Consider the following 19,750-nt stretch of genomic DNA (forward strand, 5'->3'; position numbering starts at 1 on the left):
AAAATTAGTTGGGCCCAAGTTGCCCCGTGTTACATGACAGCCGTGGCTGCCTGGCAACAAAACCGGCGCGCAACTTACCCTCGAAAAACCGTTCCAGCAAAACTTTCTGTCATTTAATTAATCCTGTTGCCGCCACCGCGCAGGCAGCGACAACAGGTTATTGCCTCAAACCGGCTTATTTACCGGATTTGATCTTGGTCCAGCTGCGCGTCAGGATCCGCTGGGTGGCGGCCGGCAGGTCGGCAATCGCGTACAGCTTGGCCAGCACGTCCGCTGGCGGGTAGATGCCTGGGTCGTCGGTGATTTCTTTTTCAACCAACGGGGTGGCCGCAGCGTTACCGTTCGGGAAACGTACGGCGTTGGTGATTTCAGCCATGATTTCCGGCTTCTGCAGGAAGGTCATGAACTTGTAGGCGCCTTCGACGTTTTCGGCATCTTTAGGGATGGCGACCATGTCGTAGAAGCTGCCGGCACCTTCTTTCGGAATGTTGTAGCTGACTTTGACCTTGTCACCGGCTTCTTCCGCGCGGGACTTGGCCTGGTAGATGTCGCCCGAGTAACCCACGGCTACGCAGATGTTGCCGTTGGCCAGGTCGGAGATGTACTTGGACGAGTGGAAGTAGCCCACCGAAGGACGAATTTTCAGGAACAGCGCTTCGGCTTCAGCCAGTTGTTTTTTGTCCTGGCTGTCGGTTGGGTAGCCCAGGTAATGCAACGCCACCGGAATCATCTCGGTCGGCGAGTCGAGGAAACTGATACCGCACGACTTCAACTTGGCGGCGTTTTCAGGTTTGAACAGCAGGTCCCAGGAATTGGTCGGTGCATCGGCACCCAGTGCAGCCTTGACCTTCTCGGCGTTGAAGCCGATGCCGATCGAACCCCACATGTACGGGAAGGCGTGTTCGTTGCCCGGGTCGCTGACCGATACCGCTTTGAGCAGGTCGGTGTTCAGGTTTTTCCAGTTAGGCAGCTTGGACTTGTCCAGCTTCTGGTAGACGCCTGCCTTGATTTGCTTGGCCAGGAAGTTGTTCGACGGGACGACGATGTCGTAACCGGACTTGCCTGCCAGCAACTTGGCTTCGAGGGTTTCGTTACTGTCGAACACGTCGTAGACGACTTTGATACCCGACTCGTCTTCGAACTTCTTGATGGTGTCCGGGGCGATGTAATCGGACCAGTTATAGACGTGCAACACCTTGTCGTCCGCCTGAACCGCACCCGCCATAATGCCCATCAGGGACATGGCGAGGAGTGTCTTGCCAGCAAGCTTTTTTCCTAATGCCTTCATGCGTAATGCTCCAAATTTTTCTTTTTTGAACCACTTTGTTCAGCGGCCGAACCCGGACAACTGGAACCGCGGCTAGTCTGGCAAGATCCGAGGCGGTCTTTCAAGGAAAGGCCAGCCTTTCTGACGGCTCTGAGCGAAAGTTTCATGACTCCCGCTCAGAGCCTAGCACTTAGCCCTGCAACGCACTCAGGGTCAGGTCCAGGCACTTGCGCGCCTTGGCAACCAACTCATCGATTTCCGCCGGCGTGATCACCAGCGGTGGAGCGATGATCATGGTGTCGCCCACGGCGCGCATGATCAGCCCGTTATCGAAGCAGAACTGCCGGCAGATCATGCCGACTCCCTTGCCTTCGTAGCGCTTGCGAGTGGCTTTGTCCTGAACCAGTTCGATGGCCCCCAACAGACCTACTCCACGAACTTCGCCCACCAATGGATGATCGTTCAGTTCCCGCAGACGCTTTTGCAAATACGGTGCCGTTTCGTTGTGCACGCGTTCGATAATTTTTTCGTCGCGCATGATGCGGATGTTTTCCAGCGCCACCGCCGCAGCCACCGGGTGACCGGAGTAGGTGAAGCCGTGGTTGAAATCACCACCTTCGTTGAGCACGTCCACCACTTCGTCCCGCACGATCAGGCCACCCATCGGGATGTAGCCGGAAGTCAGGCCTTTGGCGATGGTCATCATGTCGGGCTTGAGGCCGTAGAAATCGCTGCCGAACCACTCACCAGTGCGGCCGAAACCACAGATCACTTCGTCCGCCACGAACAGGATGTCGTACTTGGCGAGGATTTCCTTGATGCGCGGCCAGTAGGTCTCTGGCGGAATGATCACGCCGCCCGCGCCCTGGATCGGCTCGGCAATAAAGGCACCGACGTTGTCGACGCCGACTTCCAGGATCTTTTCTTCCAGTTGATTGGCCGCCCAGACACCGAACTCTTCCGGGGTCATTTCGCCGCCTTCGGCGAACCAATAAGGCTGCGCAATGTGAACGATGCCCGGGATCGGCAAGTCGCCCTGTTCGTGCATGTACGTCATGCCGCCCAGGCTCGCGCCGGCCACGGTGGAACCGTGATAGCCGTTCTTGCGGCTGATGATGACTTTCTTCTTCGGCTGGCCCTTGATCGCCCAGTAGTGACGAACCATACGCAGCATGGTGTCGTTGCCTTCGGAGCCGGAACCGGTGAAGAACACGTGGTTCATGCCTTCCGGGGCGATGTCGGCGATGGCCTTGGCCAGTTCCAGTACCGGTGGGTGAGCGGTCTGGAAGAACAGGTTGTAATACGGAAGTTCGCGCATTTGCTTGCTGGCGGCATCGGCCAGTTCATCGCGACCGTAACCGATGGCCACGCACCACAAGCCGGCCATGCCGTCGAGGATCTTGTTGCCTTCGCTGTCCCACAGGTAGACGCCCTTGGCGTTGGTGATGATCCGCGGGCCTTTCTCTTTCAGCTGCTTGAAGTCGCTGAACGGCGCCAGGTGGTGATCATTGCTCAGGGTTTGCCATTCACGGGTTTGCGGGTTGTTGCTGGTCATACGAATCTCCTAAAAAAATCCAGGTGAAGGCGCCGCCGGATGACAACGGCGCCCGGCGCATCAGACGGCAAAAAGCAGGAATTCCCGTTCCCACGAACTGATGACGCGCTTGAAGTTTTCATGCTCGGCCCGCTTGACCGCGACGTAGCCAGTGATGAAATTTTTGCCCAGGTACTTCTCGATGGTTGAGCTGTTTTCCATGCGCTCCAACGCATCTTCGATGGTCAGTGGCAGGCGCAGGTTGCGGCGTTCATAGCCACGACCCACCACCGGTGCGCTCGGGTTGAGGCCCTCGACCATGCCGATGTAGCCGCAGAGCAGGCTCGCGGCAATTGCCAGGTACGGGTTGGCATCGGCGCCCGGCAGGCGGTTTTCCACCCGGCGGTTTTGCGGCCCGGCATCCGGAACCCGCAGGCCCACGGTGCGGTTTTCTTCGCCCCACTCCACGTTCACCGGTGCCGAGGTGTCCGGCAGGAAGCGGCGGAACGAGTTGACGTTGGGCGCGAACAGCGGCAACAGCTCGGGAATGAGTTTCTGCAAGCCACCGATGTGGTGCAGGAACAACTGGCTCATGGTCCCGTCTTCATTGGAGAAGATGTTCTTGCCGGTTTCGAGGTCGATGATGCTCTGGTGCAAGTGCATGGCACTGCCCGGCTCGCCGGTCATGGGCTTGGCCATGAACGTGGCGGCCACGTTGTGCTTGAGCGCCGCCTCGCGCATGGTGCGTTTGAACACCAGGATCTGGTCCGCCAAGGACAAGGCATCGCCGTGACGGAAGTTGATTTCCATCTGCGCCGTGCCGTCCTCGTGGATCAGCGTGTCGAGGTCCAGCTCCTGCAATTCGCACCAGTCGTAGACGTCTTCGAACAGTGGATCGAATTCGTTGGCCGCTTCGATGGAGAACGATTGGCGACCGATTTCCGGGCGTCCGGAACGGCCGATTGGCGGTTGCAGCGGATAGTCCGGGTCGTCGCTGCGCTTGGTCAGGTAGAACTCCATTTCCGGCGCCACGATCGGCTGCCAGCCCTTGTCGGAATAGAGCTTCAGGACCTTCTTGAGCACGTTGCGCGGCGACAGCTCGATCGGGTTGCCCTGCTTGTCGTAGGTGTCGTGGATGACGATGGCGGTCGGCTCGATGGCCCATGGCACCAGGTACACCGCGCTCTGGTCGGGACGGCAGATCATGTCGATGTCGGCCGGATCGAGCAGCTCGTAATAGATGTCGTCTTCGACGTAATCGCCGGTCACGGTCTGCAACAACACACTTTCTGGCAGGCGCATGCCCTTTTCGGCGATGAATTTGTTGGTCGGCGAAATCTTGCCCCGGGTAATCCCGGTCAAGTCGGCGATCATGCATTCGACTTCTGTGATCTTGCGGTCTTTCAACCAATCGGTGAGCTGGTCGAGGTTGTGACTCATAAATGCCTCTAGGCTTTGAGTTTCCTGGCTCTCGTGAGTCAGGCGATGTTTGACGCATCGGCGTCGCGTTGAAATGCGTGCATGCGACAGGCTATCGTGTTTTTTCCAAACCGCGCGCCAAACGCCGGGCGTGCAGAATCGCGAGCGGAGTACTGAGCGATAGCCAAGCCGCTATAGTGAATCGGTTCTATATTGAATGGAGTAACCCTAAAGGGGGTGCTCTCGCAACCGTCCAGAATATCGGACGGGGACGGTCGATCCATCACGGACGGGAGGATGACCGACGAGCCCGAAGCCATTGAGGCCACGGCGCGAACAGAATTGTCGCCACTGATGTGATAAGCATTCAGACCGTTCTGCATAGAGCAGTCGGTGACGCCGCTTAACGGCAGGCGAGACATGAAGCACCCCGGTATTATTGCTGTTATGGGTTTGATTCGAGCTTAGCCTTGTTCATTTTTTTACACAACACCCCCGTAAAAAATACAACACGGCCCGCTCAAGACTGCGGACGTCATAGTGCCAAGGGGCATAAAAACGCCCCAAAGTGCCTCAAAAAAGCCACGCGAGCGCTTTTTTAGGGCAAAAAAGGCCTTGCTTGACTTCGGCATGCCGTTCGGGTTGACTGGAATCCGAAGAGATCAATGATTGATATTTTTAACAACAAAGGTGTTGCATCATGTCGGTACCCCCGCGTGCCGTTCAGCTTAACGAAGCGAACGCGTTCCTTAAGGAACATCCTGAGGTTCTGTACGTTGACCTTCTGATTGCGGATATGAATGGTGTGGTGCGCGGCAAGCGCATCGAACGCACCAGCCTCCACAAGGTTTACGAGAAAGGCATCAACCTGCCGGCCTCTCTATTTGCTCTGGATATCAATGGTTCTACGGTGGAAAGCACCGGCCTGGGCCTGGACATCGGTGATGCTGACCGAATCTGCTATCCAATCCCCGACACCCTGTGCAACGAGCCATGGCAGAAGCGCCCGACCGCGCAACTGTTGATGACCATGCACGAACTGGAAGGCCAGCCATTCTTTGCCGACCCGCGGGAAGTGTTGGCTAATGTCGTGCGCAAGTTCGACGAGATGGGCCTGACCATCTGCGCCGCGTTCGAACTGGAGTTCTACCTGATCGACCAGGAGAACGTGAACGGTCGCCCGCAACCCCCCCGCTCGCCAGTGTCCGGCAAACGTCCGCACTCGACACAGGTCTACCTGATCGACGACCTCGACGAATACGTCGACTGCCTCCAGGACATTCTGGAAGGCGCGAAAGAGCAAGGCATTCCGGCCGACGCCATCGTCAAGGAAAGTGCCCCGGCGCAGTTCGAAGTGAACCTGCACCACGTGGCCGACCCGATCAAGGCTTGCGACTACGCCGTGCTGCTCAAGCGCCTGATCAAGAACATCGCCTACGACCATGAAATGGACACCACCTTCATGGCCAAGCCTTACCCAGGCCAGGCGGGTAACGGTTTGCACGTCCACATCTCGATTCTCGACAAAGATGGCAAGAATATTTTTGCCAGTGAGGATCCCGAGCAGAACGCCGCGCTGCGTCACGCGATCGGCGGTGTGCTCGAGACCCTACCAGCGCAGATGGCTTTCCTCTGCCCGAACGTCAACTCCTACCGTCGTTTCGGCGCACAGTTCTACGTGCCGAACTCGCCGAGCTGGGGCCTGGACAACCGCACCGTGGCCCTGCGCGTACCGACTGGCTCCGCCGACGCGGTACGTCTGGAACACCGCGTTGCCGGCGCCGATGCCAACCCGTACCTGCTGATGGCTTCGGTCCTGGCGGGCGTGCACCACGGCCTGGTCAACAAGATCGAGCCTGGCGCTCCGGTCGAAGGCAACAGCTACGAGCAGAACGAGCAAAGCCTGCCGAACAACCTGCGCGATGCACTGCGTGAGCTGGACGACAGCGAAGTCATGGCCAAGTACATCGATCCGAAGTACATCGATATCTTCGTCGCGTGCAAAGAGAGCGAGCTGGAGGAGTTCGAACACTCCATCTCCGACCTTGAGTACAACTGGTATCTGCATACCGTTTAAGCGGCTGCAGTAAAAAGAACGCCGTTGGCTGTTAAGGCCCACGGCGTTTTTTTATGGCCGCCTTCGGCGGATCGCTGGCAAGCCAGCTCCCACAGTGTCTTGTGGTGCAGGCGGATCTCGCTTCCACAGCAGATCCTGTGGGAGCTGGCTTGCCAGCGATGGCGTCCTGGCAGACAACACAGATGCCTGCTCGTACAATGCCCCCTGCCCCGCAGGAGACTCCAATGACGCGCACCGCCACCCTTCGCAAACCCCGCGCACGCAGCCAGGCGCGGATCGATTCGATCCTCGATGCCGCCCGCACGCTGTTGGCCGCCGAGGGTGTGGCCAGTCTGTCGATCTACAGCGTCGCCGAGCGCGCGGAGATTCCGCCCTCCTCCGTCTACCACTTTTTCGCCAGCGTCCCGGCCCTGCTCGAAGCCTTGACCGCCGACGTCCACGCCGCATTCCGCGCCTGCCTGCAAGCGCCCATCGACCATCACGCCCTAAACGGCTGGCGTGATCTGTCGCGACTGGTGGAACAGCGCATGCTGGCGATCTACAGCGAAGACGCCGCCGCCCGCCAATTGATCCTCGCCCAGCACGGCCTGACCGAAGTCACCCAGGCCGACCGCCAGCACGACATCGAACTGGGCGACCTGATGCACAAGCTGTTCGATCATCACTTCGAACTGCCGAAGTTGCCGGGTGATGTCGATGTATTTGCATTGGCGATGGAACTGGGTGATCGCGTTTATGCGCGCTCGGTGCAGCAGCACGGGCAGATTACGCCGCGCATGGCTGAGGAAGGGATGCGGGTGTTTGATGCTTACCTCGGCTTGTACTTACCGCCCTATCTGCACAAGCGCGCTGAACCTGCCTGATTTTTATCCGCCTCACCGGCCCCATCGCGAGCAGGCTCACTCCCACATTGGATTGGTGTTGAACACAAATTGTGTGGCCAACCCAAAACCCTGTGGGAGTGAGCCTGCTCGCGATGGTCGCGCCGCGGTCTCACTGTCTTTCCACGTCCTTACAACTTGGCGATCGACACCTCGGTGGATTTCACGAACGCGATCACTTCGCTGCCAACCGCCAGTTCCAGCTCTTTCACCGAACGGGTGGTGATGACCGAAGTGACGATGCCGGAAGCGGTCTGCACGTCGATTTCCGACAGCACGTCGCCGAGGACGATTTCCTTGATGGAGCCTTTGAACTGGTTGCGTACGTTGATGGCTTTGATAGTCATAGTTATTTCTCCTGGGGTCGAAATGAGCTGTAAGCGGCAAGCTACTAGCCGCAAGTAAAAGAGCTACTTCTACTTGCAGCTTGCGGCTCGAAGCCCGCAGCTGCTTCTATTGCGCCCACCGCAACTGCGTAGGCAAGGGTGAAACAGGTTCCGGCTCCGGCGGTTGACCCGGGAGCGACAGCACGCGGTTGAGGACTTCGGTTTCCAGCGCCGCCAGCCGATGGGAACCGCGGACCCGAGGGCGCGGCAGTTCCACGTACAGGTCGAGGCCGACTTCGCCGTCTTCGATCAGGATCACCCGATCGGCAATCGCCACCGCTTCACTGACGTCGTGGGTCACCAGCAACACGGTGAAGCCGTGCTTCTGCCAGAGCCGTTCGATCAGTTGCTGCATCTCGATTCGCGTCAACGCATCCAGCGCGCCCAGCGGTTCGTCGAGCAACAGCAAGCGCGGCTGATGGATCAGCGCACGGGCCAGCGCCACACGCTGCTTTTGTCCACCGGACAATGCCGCCGGCCATTCATTGGCGCGATCCGCCAGACCGACCGCTTCCAACGCTTCCAGCGCCTGTGGCCGCCAGTTGCCCGAGAGGCCGAGGCCAACGTTGTCGATGATCTTTTTCCACGGCAGCAAACGCGCTTCCTGGAACATCAGGCGAGTGTCTTCACGCGCCTCGCTCAGCGGTGCGGAACCAGCGAGCAATTCACCGCCGGTGGGCTGATCGAGACCAGCGAGCAAGCGCAGCAAGGTGCTTTTGCCGCAACCGCTACGACCGACTACCGCAACGAACTGGCCCGCCGGAATGTGCAGATCGATCTCGCGCAGCACCTGCCGCGAGCCAAAGGTTTTTTGCAGATTGCGCACTGCCAGCGGGATCCCGCGCAGCAAGCGTGGAGGTTGTTGAGCCGTCATGCGGCACCCCCTTTGACGACCTGATAGGCCGGATGCCAGCGCAGCCACACGCGTTCAAGTCCACGGGCTGCGAGGTCGGCGAGTTTGCCGAGCACCGCGTACATCAGAATCGCCAGCACCACCACGTCGGTCTGCAAGAATTCGCGGGCATTCATTGCCAGATAGCCAATGCCGGAGCTGGCGGAAATGGTTTCCGCGACGATCAGCGTCAACCACATGAAGCCCAGGGCGAAGCGCACACCGACCAGGATCGAAGGCAATGCACCCGGCAGGATCACCTGACGGAACAGGCTGAAACCGGACAAGCCATAGCTGCGCGACATCTCCACCAACGCCGGATCGACGTTGCGGATGCCGTGGTAAGTGTTGAGGTAAATCGGGAACAACGTGCCCAACGCCACCAGGAAAATCTTCGCCGACTCATCGATGCCGAACCACAGGATCACCAGCGGAATCAACGCCAGGTGCGGCACGTTACGGATCATTTGCACCGAACTGTCGAGCAGGCGTTCGCCCCATTTCGACAGGCCAGTGATGAAGCCCAATACCAGCCCGATGCTGCCACCGATGGTGAAACCCAGCGCGGCACGCCAGCCACTGATCGCCAGGTGCGTCCAGATTTCGCCGCTACGTACCAGACTCACACCGGCCTCGATCACCGCGATCGGTGCCGGCAGAATCCGCGTCGACAACCAGCCCGCCGACACCGACAACTGCCACACCGCCAGCAGCAACACCGGCAACGCCCAGGGCGCGAGGTTGTGAATGATTTTCTTCATGGCGCGCCTCAGCTCTGCGACGCGGCTTTAGGGAGGATGTCGTTGGCCACCATCTCGCCGAACGGACTGACGTAACCGGCGCTTTTCGGCAACTCGGGACGTTCGATATCGAGGTGCGGGAACAGCAACTCGGCAACGCGATACGACTCTTCCAGGTGTGGATAACCGGAGAAGATGAACGTGTCGATGCCCAGGTCCGCATACTCCTTTACGCGGGCCGCGACGGTCGGTCCATCGCCCACCAACGCCGTACCGGCACCGCCGCGCACCAGGCCGACCCCGGCCCATAGGTTAGGGCTGACTTCCAAGTTGTCGCGACTGCCGCCGTGCAGCGCAGCCATGCGTTGCTGGCCGACGGAATCGAAGCGCGCCAGTGAAGCCTGGGCGCGAGCGATGGTGTCGTCGTCCAGGTGCGAGATCAGTCGATCCGCCGCTTGCCAGGCCTCGGCGTTGGTTTCACGAACGATCACATGCAGACGAATGCCGAAGCGCACGGTGCGACCGAGCTTCGCGGCTTTGGCGCGCACTTGTTCAATCTTCTCGGCAACAGCCGCCGGAGGCTCACCCCAGGTCAGGACCATTTCCACTTGCTCTGCTGCCAGGTCCTGCGCCGCTTCCGACGAGCCGCCGAAGTACAGCGGTGGACGCGGTTGCTGGATCGGCGGATAGAGCAACTTGGCGCCCTTCACGCTGATGTGCTGGCCGTCGTAATCCACGGTTTCGCCTTCCAGCACGCGACGCCAGATGCGGGTGAACTCCACCGAAGCCTGATAGCGCTCTTCGTGACTGAGGAACAGGCCATCGCCTGCCAACTCTTCCGGATCACCACCAGTCACCAGGTTGAACAGCGCGCGGCCGCCGGACAAACGATCCAGGGTCGCCGCCTGACGCGCCGCCACCGTCGGGGAAATGATCCCGGGGCGCAGGGCGACAAGGAACTTCAAACGCTGGGTCACCGGGATCAGCGACGCCGCCACCAGCCACGAGTCTTCGCAGGAACGACCGGTAGGAATCAGCACCCCGCCGAAGCCGAGGCGATCCGCCGCTTGCGCGACTTGTTGCAGGTAACCGTGGTCGACGGCGCGAGCGCCTTCGGCGGTGCCAAGGTAATGGCCGTCGCCGTGGGTAGGCAGGAACCAGAAGATATTGAGGCTCATGGAGTGGTCTCCTTGGGGATTCTAATTACTGGGCTTTGGCAACGGCCGCCGGTGGCGTCCAGATCACGTCTTTGATGCTCAGCGGCTTCGGAATCAGCTTGAGCTGGTAGAAGCTGTCGGCGATTTTCTGTTGCGCGGCGACCACTTCCGGGGTCAGGAACAGCGCGCCGTAACCTTGGCGTTTCACCGAAGTCAGGGTGATGTCTGCCGGCAGGCCGAGCAGTGGCGAAACCTGTTTGGTCACGTCTTCCGGGTTGGCCTTGGACCATTCACCGACGGCGCGCACTTCTTCCACGAGGGTCTTGATCACCTCAGGATTTTTCTGCGCGTAAGGCTTGGTCGCCAGGTAGAACTGATGGTTATCGACGATGCCCTGACCATCGCGCAGGGTGTGCGCTTGCAGCTGCTGCTCGGCGGCGGCCTGGTACGGGTCCCAGATGACCCAGGCGTCGACGCTGCCACGTTCAAACGCGGCGCGGGCATCGGCCGGCGGCAGGAATACGGTCTGGATGTCGGAGTACTTGAGGCCGGCGTCTTCCAAGGCGCGGACAAGCAGGTAGTGCACATTGGAGCCTTTGTTCAGGACGACTTTCTTGCCCTTGAGGTCCGCCACCGATTTGATCGGCGAGTCCTTCGGCACCAGGATCGCTTCGCTGTGCGGCGCAGGTGGTTCGTAAGCGACGTAGAGCAGATCAGCACCTGCCGCTTGAGCGAACACGGGCGGGGTTTCGCCGGTGACGCCGAAGTCGATGGAGCCGACGTTCAGGCCTTCGAGCAGTTGCGGGCCACCGGGGAATTCAGTCCATTGCACGTCCACGCCTTGGGCAGCGAGGCGTTTTTCCAGGGTGCCTTTGGCTTTGAGCAGCACCAGGGTGCCGTATTTTTGATAGCCGATTCGCAGGGTTTCAGCTTGAGCTTGAGTAATGGCGCCGAAGGCTACAGCCGCTGCAAACAGAGCGACCAGACCACGACGCAAAATAACAGGGCGCATGGCGCTCTCCTTTTTGCAGTTGGGTTGGCTGCACCTGCTTGCCCGTTAGCGGGCGAGTAAGGCCAGTACATCAATATCGGTGTGGCTTAAATGCTCCAGCGAGCACTCAACAAACGTTCGTTCAACAGGTTTGGGTCGAGCGGCTTGGGCCGTCGCGCCATGGCGCTGAAAAACAACTCCAGCGACTCATTCAGTCTTTGTTCCAGCTCCGGCGCCAACTGCGCCTGGGCACTGCCTTCGCCATAAGCGATCTGGCTGTCCACGGCGAAAATCCCGTGGAGCATTTCCTGGGCTTTCAACGCTGACAACACAGGTTTGAGCGCGTAATCCACCGCCAGCATGTGAGCGATGCTACCGCCGGTAGCCATTGGCAAAACCACTTTGTGTGCCAGGGCGCGTTCGGGGAGCAAGTCCAGCACGGTTTTCAATGCGCCGGAGAACGATGCTTTGTAAACCGGCGTGGCAATCAGCAGGCCATCGGCGTTTTCAATCTGTTGCAGCAGGTCGATCACCTTCGGGCTGTCGAAGCGTGCGTGCAGCAAGTCTTCGGCCGGGAAGTCCCGTACCTGGTAACTCACCACTTCCACACCTTGCTCCTGCAACCAGCGTTGAGAGCGGTCCAGCAGCACCCCGGAACGGGAGCGTTGGCTCGGACTGCCACCGAGTGAGACGACCAGCATTCAGACACTTCCTTAAACGGTGTGGGCGATTCGCGGGCTGCGATCTCGCTTTGATGGGAGTGACCTTAACAGGTGATTGTTATATCCATAAATCATATTTATTCATTTGGTTATGCGTTTAGGAGATATGAAAATCAGCTTCTTCCAGGCAAAAAAACAGGCCGTTAAAACGGCCTGAAATCCCCTGCTTTGTGGATTTGTGCAAACCCCTATAGGAGCTGGCTTGCCAGCGATGGCGCCATGTCTGACACCGCGCTGCATTAATCGCCAGCAAGCCGGCTCCTACAAAAGTGATTAACGATTTGGCTGCGGCGTCAGGCGCAGATACGGTTTCACCGCCCGATAGCCTTTCGGAAAGCGTCGCTTGATTTCATCTTCATCCTTGAGCGATGGCACGATCACTACGTCATCACCGTCCTGCCAATTGGCCGGAGTGGCCACTTTGTGGTTGTCAGTGAGTTGCAGCGAATCAATCACCCGCAGGATTTCGTTGAAGTTACGGCCAGTGCTCGCCGGGTAGGTGATGGTCAAGCGAACCTTTTTGTTCGGGTCGATCACGAATAGCGAACGTACGGTCAAGGTGTCGTTGGCGTTGGGATGGATCAGGTCGTAGAGATCGGAGACCTTGCGGTCGGCGTCGTCGAGGATTGGAAAGTTGACGACGGTGTTCTGGGTTTCGTTGATGTCTTCGATCCAGCGGTGGTGCGAATCCACCGGGTCGACGGATAGCGCGATGGCCTTGACCCCACGCTTGGCGAATTCATCTTTCAACTTGGCGGTGAAGCCGAGTTCGGTGGTGCACACCGGGGTGAAGTCAGCCGGGTGGGAAAACAGCACGCCCCAGCTATCGCCCAGCCACTGGTGGAAACGGATGGTGCCGGCGCTGGATTCCTGTTCGAAGTCGGGGGCGATATCGCCGAGTCTGAGGCTCATGGTGCTGCTCCTTGTGAGTGCTTGATGAGCTCAACTGTGCCTGTGTTTTTTATCTATTAAAAAGAATAAATATAAATTTATTTAGACCCAAAAAGAATATTAAAGATCTGTTCACTGGACTCTCCTGCGCATCCCGCCGAACATCGACCATAAGGTTCGAGAAGGCCTTGAGTTGCTGCAAAAGAGGGAGTTTCAAGGCGGGATTACGGGGGTGACCCCGTCTTGAAACGCAAAAGCCCCGCCCGGCGTAATGCCGGGCGGGGCTTTTTTTGTTTATGCGAACCCTGTTACAACAGCGGGATCGAGTAGCTGACGATCAGGCGGTTTTCGTCCTGGGAACGGGTGTTCGGCAGGTCGGTACGCCAGGTGGCGTTTTTCCACATCAGGCCGAGGTTTTTCAACGCGCCGGACTGAACAACGTAACCCACGGTCAGGTCGCGTTCCCACTCGGAAGCGCCGTTGGCGGCTTGACGACCGGCAGCGTTGACGGTGTCGATGTCATCGCCATGCAGATAAACCACACCCGCCGTCAGGCCAGGTACGCCGACCTTGGCGAAGTCATAGGAGTAGCGGGCTTGCCAGGTTTTCTCGCCGGCACGACCGAACTTCTGGATTTGCGAGTCGGTGATGGTGTAGTTCGACGAACCGTCGCCCTGGTTCAGCCAAGGGAAATCGCTGCTGCCGTTGCTGACCTGATAACCGCCACCGAAGGTGTGGCCGGCCACGGTGTACAGGAACAGGCCGCTGTACAGGTTGTTGTCGACTTTGCCTTTACCGTTAGGCGCGTTGTAATTACCGGTGGTGTAGTACGACGAATCGTGACCGTTGGCGCCGTCATCGGAGCTGTTGAAGTAACGGAAGTCGGACTTCAACACGCCCGGGCCGATGGCCCAGTTGTGCACCAGACCCAGGAAGTGCTGCTTGTAGAAGTCTTCCAGCTTGCCGTAGTAGTACTGGGCAGTCAGGTCCTTGGTGAGTTTGTAGTCACCACCGGCGTAGATGAACTTGTTGCTGTCACGTGCTGCGGCGGTACGACCATTGGCACCGGAGATCGACAGCTGTTGGTTGTTGCTCGAGTTACGACCTTTGACCTGCTCGATCTGACCGCCGACCAGGGTCAGGTCCTTGATGTCGCCGGAAGTGATCTGGCCGCCTTGCCAGGTTTGCGGCAGCAGACGACCGTCGTTGGTCACGATGACCGGGTTTTTCGGCTGCAAGGTACCCAGTTTCAGCTCGGTCTGGGAAACCTTGGCCTTGGCGGTCAGGCCCAGGCTGGAGAAGTCATCAACCGATTCACCGTTGGACTTGGTCGGGAACACAGTGCCGCCGTAAGCGTTGCCGCTCCCACCGTTGGTGCCGCCGCCCGAATCCAGCTTCACGCCCAACAGGCCGATCGCATCAATACCAAAGCCAACCGGGCCTTGGGTGTAACCGGAGATGAAACGCAGATCGAAGCCTTGGCCCCATTCTTCGTTCTTGTTCGGCTCGGCGCTACCGTCACGGAAGTCCTGGTTGATGTAGAAGTTACGCAGACCCAAAGTAGCCTTGCTGTCTTCGATGAAACCGGCGGCGCTCGCTTGCTGCGCCAAAACCCCTACGGCCACAGCCAGGGCCAAGGTGGACTTGTTCATTGTTTCGCTCCTATCGTTTTCTAATTTTGTGTTGCTGGTCCCGGGTCGTTTGCCCTGGATCCGCAGACGCGAAAAATCGCGTCAACCTCTCTAAATCGCAGGTCTTGCCGCAAAGGGGCACTTCGGCACAAATCTCAAAAGAATTACCAGATTCTTTTTAATGCCTTTGGGCTATATACCTTCCCAGCACAGATCCGAGGTATCGGCTAAAAAGCTGATTCCTTAACCTGATCGATTGCCGAGGAGTGAAATCGTCATTTCCGAACTCGTCGCGAGCCGGAATGCTCACTTTATTCGTTTGAGCAAAAAGCTAAAAAGAATAAAAAATAATCATCTGTGCGATTTATGGAATATAAAAACGCACGCGAAAAAAAGCCCCGCCAGTCGACGGGGCTTTTTCCGGGGGCGCAGCTTACATGAAGCTGTAGGTGTAGTTGAAGATCACACGGGTCTGATCCTGGTCAGCGGTGCTGGTGTTGCCACGATACATGCCGTGACGCAGCGTCGTACCGAACCCTTTGAGCATACCTGTCTGGATCACGTAGTCCACACGCAGGTCGGTTTCACGCTCGTTCAGGTCCTTGCCCACGCCGTTCGTGGCCTTGATGTCCTGACCGTACAAGTAAGCAGCCGAGGCTTTCAAACCTGGAACACCGAGCGAAGCGAAGTCATAGGAATACTGACCGTACGTGGTGTTTTCACCAGCGCGGATGAAGCTGCCCACAGTGGCGTCCGTGAACGAGTAGAAGCTGGCGCCGCCGGCACCTTCGTTACGACCGTTGCCATCAACAACGTTGCCCTGGTTCAAGAAAACAAAGCCGCCGTCATCGCTGACACGCTGATGCCCGAGCAGGAAAGCGCTGCCGCCCAGGGTGTAGGTGAACGTGGCGCTCCAGGTCTGGTTATCGACCTCGCCCAGGTTCTTGGCGTAGCCATTGTTATTGTTAAAACGGTAGCCAGCATCGCCGTTCTTGCCGTCGGAGCCGCTGTCGAAATAACGCAGGTCGGTCTTGAACGACTGATTGGCGGCGATCGGGTAAACGTGCACCAGGCCAAGGAAGTTCTGCGTGTAGTAGTTTTCCAGGTTGGCGTAGTAGTACTGCAACAGCAGGTCTTTGGTTACCTTCCAGTCAGCGCCCGCGTAGCGGAACTGGTTGCTTTCCTCAGTACCACCCGCCACAGCCAAACCAGTGCTATTGGTGGAAGCGCGTCCCACCGCGTGCTCCAACTGACCCACGTTGAAGGTCACGTTGTCGATTTCCTTCGAGGTGATGGTGCCACCCTCAAAGGTTTGTGGCAGCACGCGGCTGTCGTTCGCGATCAGGATCGGCATGTTCGGCTGCAGAGCGCCACCGAGGTGGGCCTCTGTCTTCGAGAAGCGCGCCTTGACGTTGCCCGCCACACGGCTCCATTCATCCGTTGCCGATCCATCGGAATCGCTTGGGCTGAAGGTGTTGTTGTCCGGGTGATGGCCCTTGCCACCGTCCAGGTGGATACCCACCAGCGCCTGGGCGTCGAAACCAAAACCGACGGGGCCTTGAGTGTAGCCCGAGAGGAAATCGAACTTCAGACCTTGAGCGGCCTCTCGCTGCCGGTTGGCAGGAATCTTGGCGCCTTCACGGTTATCGGCATCGAAATAATAGGTGCGCGAACTGACGGATGCCTTGCTGTCTTCGATGAAACCTGCGGCGCCTGCCTGCTGCGCCAAAACCCCTACGGCCACGGCCAAAGCCAAGGTGGACTTGTTCATTGTGAAGCTCCTCTCGATTCTAATTCTTGTGTTCCTGGTCTCGGGTCGTTGCCCAAAATCCTAAGATTCGCGATTAGCGCCGTAGCGTGACCCACAAGTCAATCGTAACCATGTGTGTCTACGACCATAGTCTAATCCCCCGATTTTTGGTCCATGCAGGGTCATGAGCACGTCATAAACCTGAAAAGAAACTGCAATCTCTTTTCTCATACCGTTTAGGAATTTAGCTCCCCAACTACAGACCCGCGGAACAGAGCGGGCGGCTCATAAGCCAATTCCTAAAGGGTATTTATTCGTCCTTTTTTAGATCGTTTAGCGTTGACGCAATTCGGAAATAATTCCTTTACCGAAACGCGGTTCCTGCCAATCAGACGCGCACTATCCGATCCATTTGTTACAGTTTATGTATCGTTGAAATTTCTTTCCGCGCACGGCGATGCCACCCAAGTTCGGGCAACGAAGTTTCTGGAGGAACACGCGAAGGTTGAAATGCGAACCACTGTGGCGAGGGAGCTTGCTCCCGCTGGAGGCCGAGGCCTCCCAATCACGGTAACGCGCAGCGTCAGGAATTACGCGTCGCCGGGGTTGGGGCCGCTGCGCGACCCAGCGGGAGCAAGCTCCCTCGCCACAAAAGCCAATGCGTCAAAGAGTCTTTTCGAAGATCTTCGAATTACGCTGATAGTTGTACAGCGACGCCCGGGCCGACGGCAGGCGCTCGACGCTGCTCGGCACGAAGCCACGCTCACGGAACCAGTGGGCGGTGCGGGTGGTGAGGACGAACAAGGTCTTCAAGCCCTGCGCCCGCGCGCGGGTTTCAATACGTTCCAGCAGTTCATCGCCGCGACCGCCATGACGGTACTCCGGGTTCACCGCCAGACACGCCAGCTCACCGGCATCCGAATCGGCAATCTGGTACAGCGCCGCGCAGGCGATGATCATGCCTTCGCGTTCGACCACGCTGAATTGCTCGATTTCACGCTCCAGCACCTCGCGGGAGCGCCGTACCAGAATCCCCTGCTCTTCCAGCGGACTGATCAAATCCAGCAATCCGCCGACGTCTTCGATGGCCGCTTCGCGCACCACTTCGAACTGCTCCTGCGCGACCAGCGTACCGCCACCGTCGCGGGTGAACAGTTCGGTCAGCAGCGCGCCGTCCTCGGCATAGCTGACGATATGGCTGCGGGCCACGCCGCCACGGCAGGCCTCAGCGGCGGCATCCAGCAGCTCCGCTTGATAGTTGCTGCCCAGACGCTGCAAGTGCGCCGGCACCTGCTGCGGACGCAGCTCACGTACCAGGCGACCGTTTTCGTCGATCAGGCCCTTTTCCTCGCCGAACAGCAACAACTTGTCCGCGCCCAGATCGATGGCCGCGCGGGTGGCGACGTCTTCGCAGGCGAGGTTGAAAATCTCGCCGGTCGGCGAATAGCCCAGCGGTGACAGCAGCACGATGGAGCGTTCATCCAGCAGGCGATTGATGCCCTTGCGGTCGACCCGACGCACTTCGCCGGTGTGGTGATAGTCGACCCCTTCGAGCACGCCGATAGGCCGCGCGGTCACCAGGTTGCCGCTGGCCACCCGCAGGCGCGAGCCCTGCATTGGTGAGGAGGCCATGTCCATGGACAGCCGTGCTTCGATGGCGATGCGCAACTGGCCTACGGCATCGATCACGCACTCAAGCGTTGCAGCATCGGTGATGCGCATGCCGTGGTGATAATGCGGGGTCAGTCCACGCGCAGCGAGACGCGCTTCGATTTGCGGGCGGGAACCGTGAACCAACACCAGCCGCACACCCAGGCTGTGCAGCAGCACGAGGTCGTGGACGATATTGCCGAAGTTTGGATGCTCAACGCCGTCGCCGGGCAGCATGACGACAAAGGTGCAATCGCGGTGGGCATTGATGTAAGGCGAAGCATGACGAAGCCAATTGACGTATTCGGGCATGAACCTGGGCCTGTAATAAATAGCAGCCGAAAAAAAGGGCGGATCAGAAAACGCACAGCGGGCTGATGGTTATCGTCGGAACAGGCTTGGCGACACGCGCGCTCTCCTCATGAATACGGGTTTGAACATCGGCAATTTATACATGAAACCTGTAGGAGCCGGCTTGCTGGCGATAAAACGATGACGCGGTTTCTCTGATGGACCGCAGCGTCCGCATCGCCAGCAAGCCGGCTCCTACAAGTTGGGTTGCGTTTGGGCCGGTGTCAGGCAGTAATGTTCAATCAACTGACGTAATAGATGCACCGTAGGTTGCAAACGTGACATTTCGAGGTATTCCCCCGGCTGGTGGGCGCAGGCGATATCGCCAGGGCCGAGCACCAGTGTCTCGCAGCCAAGACGCTGAAGATAAGGTGCTTCGGTGCCGAACGCCACTGCTTCGGCGCTATGACCGGTGAGCTTTTCGGCGATCCGCACCAGTTCCGCGTCCTCGGCCTGCTCGAACGGTGGCACTTCGGGGAATAGCGGCGCGTAATCGATCTTGACCTGATGGCGCTCGGCAACCGGATTGAGCTTCTGCAGAATCGCCGCGCGCAGGGCTTTGGGGTCCATGCCCGGCAACGGCCGCAGGTCGAATTCCAGCGAACACTGTCCACAGATGCGATTAGGGTTGTCGCCGCCATGGATGCAGCCGAAATTCATCGTTGGCATCGGCACACTGAATTGTGGATTGCGAAATTCGCGCTGCCACGCCAGACGCAAGCCGCGCAGTTCGCCGATGGCATCATGCATGGCTTCCAGGGCGCTGTGGCCCAGGCGCGGGTCCGAGGAGTGGCCGCTCTGCCCGAGAATGTCGATGCGCTCCATCATGATGCCTTTGTGCATGCGGATCGGCTTGAGCCCGGTCGGCTCGCCGATCACCGCCGCACGGCCCAGCGGTCGCCCCGCCGCGGCCAACGCCCGGGCGCCGGACATCGAGCTCTCCTCATCGCAGGTGGCGAGGATCAGCAGCGGTTGCTTGAACGGTTGATCGAGCAGCGGTTTGACCGCTTCGATGGCCAAGGCGAAAAAGCCTTTCATGTCGCAACTGCCGAGGCCGACCCAGCGGCCATCGACTTCGGTGAGTTTAAGCGGATCGGTCTGCCACAACGCGCCGTCGAATGGCACGGTGTCACTGTGCCCGGCCAGCACCAGCCCGCCGGGGCCGGAGCCGAAACTGGCGAGCAGATTGAATTTGCCGGGGCTGACCTGCTGGATATCGCAGGCAAAACCCAGGTCGCCGAGCCACGCGGCCAACAGGTCGATCACCGGTCGATTGGATTGATCGAGGCTCGCCTGGGTGCAACTGACCGACGGTGCAGCGATCAATGCAGCGAACTGATCTTTCATGGACGGCAAAGGCATCGCTGGCTCCAACTCCCGAATTGAAGTCCATCATAGAACCATCCGGCGA

Annotated in this window: 17 protein-coding genes; 2 read left to right on the top strand and 15 right to left on the bottom strand. The window is 58.9% G+C overall.

Going from position 1 to position 19,750, the window contains the following annotated elements:
* Positions 1 to 175 precede the first annotated feature (175 nt).
* The 4 genes from NL64_RS08100 to NL64_RS29425 all read right to left on the bottom strand — a co-directional run bounded on the left by NL64_RS08100 (position 176) and on the right by NL64_RS29425 (position 4,642).
* The gene (locus NL64_RS08100) at positions 176 to 1,288 is read right to left on the bottom strand and encodes a polyamine ABC transporter substrate-binding protein (RefSeq protein WP_034147619.1); all 1,113 of its coding nucleotides are present in this window, start codon (positions 1,286 to 1,288) and stop codon (positions 176 to 178) included.
* Between the two features lie 169 nt (positions 1,289 to 1,457).
* Entirely contained in the window at positions 1,458 to 2,822 is a 1,365-nt protein-coding gene (locus NL64_RS08105) for an aspartate aminotransferase family protein (protein WP_034147620.1), read from the bottom strand.
* Positions 2,823 to 2,882: 60 nt separating this feature from the next.
* Positions 2,883 to 4,241, bottom strand: coding sequence for a glutamine synthetase family protein (locus NL64_RS08110; RefSeq protein ID WP_034147621.1), 1,359 nt, complete (start codon positions 4,239 to 4,241; stop codon positions 2,883 to 2,885).
* Between the two features lie 38 nt (positions 4,242 to 4,279).
* A complete protein-coding gene (locus tag NL64_RS29425) occupies positions 4,280 to 4,642 on the bottom strand; it encodes a hypothetical protein (RefSeq protein WP_080757895.1) in 363 nt (120 codons plus the stop codon).
* A 278-nt stretch (positions 4,643 to 4,920) separates the two neighbouring features.
* On the opposite strand from NL64_RS29425, the gene NL64_RS08115 reads away from it, so the two are divergent.
* Positions 4,921 to 6,297, top strand: coding sequence for a glutamine synthetase family protein (locus NL64_RS08115; protein WP_034147622.1), 1,377 nt, complete (start codon positions 4,921 to 4,923; stop codon positions 6,295 to 6,297).
* A 224-nt stretch (positions 6,298 to 6,521) separates the two neighbouring features.
* Entirely contained in the window at positions 6,522 to 7,160 is a 639-nt protein-coding gene (locus NL64_RS08120) for a TetR/AcrR family transcriptional regulator (RefSeq protein WP_034147623.1), read from the top strand.
* Between the two features lie 149 nt (positions 7,161 to 7,309).
* On the opposite strand, the gene NL64_RS08125 is transcribed toward NL64_RS08120, so the two are convergent.
* The 11 genes from NL64_RS08125 to argE form a co-directional block, all read right to left on the bottom strand.
* On the bottom strand, positions 7,310 to 7,525 hold the full coding sequence (locus NL64_RS08125; RefSeq protein WP_007967989.1) for a TOBE domain-containing protein: 216 nt from the start codon (positions 7,523 to 7,525) through the stop codon (positions 7,310 to 7,312).
* 106 nt (positions 7,526 to 7,631) lie between these two features.
* Positions 7,632 to 8,438 (bottom strand): aliphatic sulfonates ABC transporter ATP-binding protein, encoded by an 807-nt coding sequence (ssuB, locus tag NL64_RS08130; RefSeq protein ID WP_034147624.1) that lies wholly within the window; start codon positions 8,436 to 8,438, stop codon positions 7,632 to 7,634.
* On the bottom strand, positions 8,435 to 9,217 hold the full coding sequence (ssuC, locus tag NL64_RS08135; RefSeq protein ID WP_034147625.1) for an aliphatic sulfonate ABC transporter permease SsuC: 783 nt from the start codon (positions 9,215 to 9,217) through the stop codon (positions 8,435 to 8,437). Before ssuC ends, ssuB begins: the two co-directional genes overlap by 4 nt.
* An 8-nt stretch (positions 9,218 to 9,225) precedes the next feature.
* The gene (gene ssuD / locus NL64_RS08140) at positions 9,226 to 10,374 is read right to left on the bottom strand and encodes an FMNH2-dependent alkanesulfonate monooxygenase (RefSeq protein ID WP_007939251.1); all 1,149 of its coding nucleotides are present in this window, start codon (positions 10,372 to 10,374) and stop codon (positions 9,226 to 9,228) included.
* A gap of 25 nt (positions 10,375 to 10,399) precedes the next feature.
* Entirely contained in the window at positions 10,400 to 11,365 is a 966-nt protein-coding gene (locus tag NL64_RS08145) for a sulfonate ABC transporter substrate-binding protein (protein WP_034147626.1), read from the bottom strand.
* Positions 11,366 to 11,451: 86 nt separating this feature from the next.
* Positions 11,452 to 12,045 (bottom strand): NADPH-dependent FMN reductase, encoded by a 594-nt coding sequence (gene ssuE / locus NL64_RS08150; RefSeq protein ID WP_034147627.1) that lies wholly within the window; start codon positions 12,043 to 12,045, stop codon positions 11,452 to 11,454.
* A gap of 294 nt (positions 12,046 to 12,339) precedes the next feature.
* On the bottom strand, positions 12,340 to 12,978 hold the full coding sequence (locus tag NL64_RS08155) for a peroxiredoxin (protein ID WP_034147628.1): 639 nt from the start codon (positions 12,976 to 12,978) through the stop codon (positions 12,340 to 12,342).
* A gap of 287 nt (positions 12,979 to 13,265) precedes the next feature.
* Positions 13,266 to 14,609 carry an OprD family porin gene (locus NL64_RS08160; protein WP_034147629.1) on the bottom strand — a complete coding sequence of 448 codons (1,344 nt, stop codon included), beginning with the start codon at positions 14,607 to 14,609 and terminating at the stop codon, positions 13,266 to 13,268.
* Positions 14,610 to 15,021: 412 nt separating this feature from the next.
* Positions 15,022 to 16,359 (bottom strand): OprD family outer membrane porin, encoded by a 1,338-nt coding sequence (locus tag NL64_RS08165; protein WP_034147630.1) that lies wholly within the window; start codon positions 16,357 to 16,359, stop codon positions 15,022 to 15,024.
* Positions 16,360 to 17,001: 642 nt separating this feature from the next.
* Positions 17,002 to 18,300: an amino-acid N-acetyltransferase gene (gene argA, locus NL64_RS08170; protein ID WP_034147631.1), complete on the bottom strand. Its 1,299-nt coding sequence runs from the start codon at positions 18,298 to 18,300 to the stop codon at positions 17,002 to 17,004.
* Between the two features lie 234 nt (positions 18,301 to 18,534).
* Complete coding sequence (argE, locus tag NL64_RS08175) at positions 18,535 to 19,701, bottom strand: acetylornithine deacetylase (protein ID WP_034147632.1); 1,167 nt, start codon at positions 19,699 to 19,701, stop codon at positions 18,535 to 18,537.
* Between the last annotated feature and the right edge of the window lie 49 nt (positions 19,702 to 19,750).

The organism is Pseudomonas fluorescens (genome assembly GCF_000802965.1).
GTDB classification, from domain to species: Bacteria; Pseudomonadota; Gammaproteobacteria; order Pseudomonadales; family Pseudomonadaceae; genus Aquipseudomonas; species Aquipseudomonas fluorescens_A.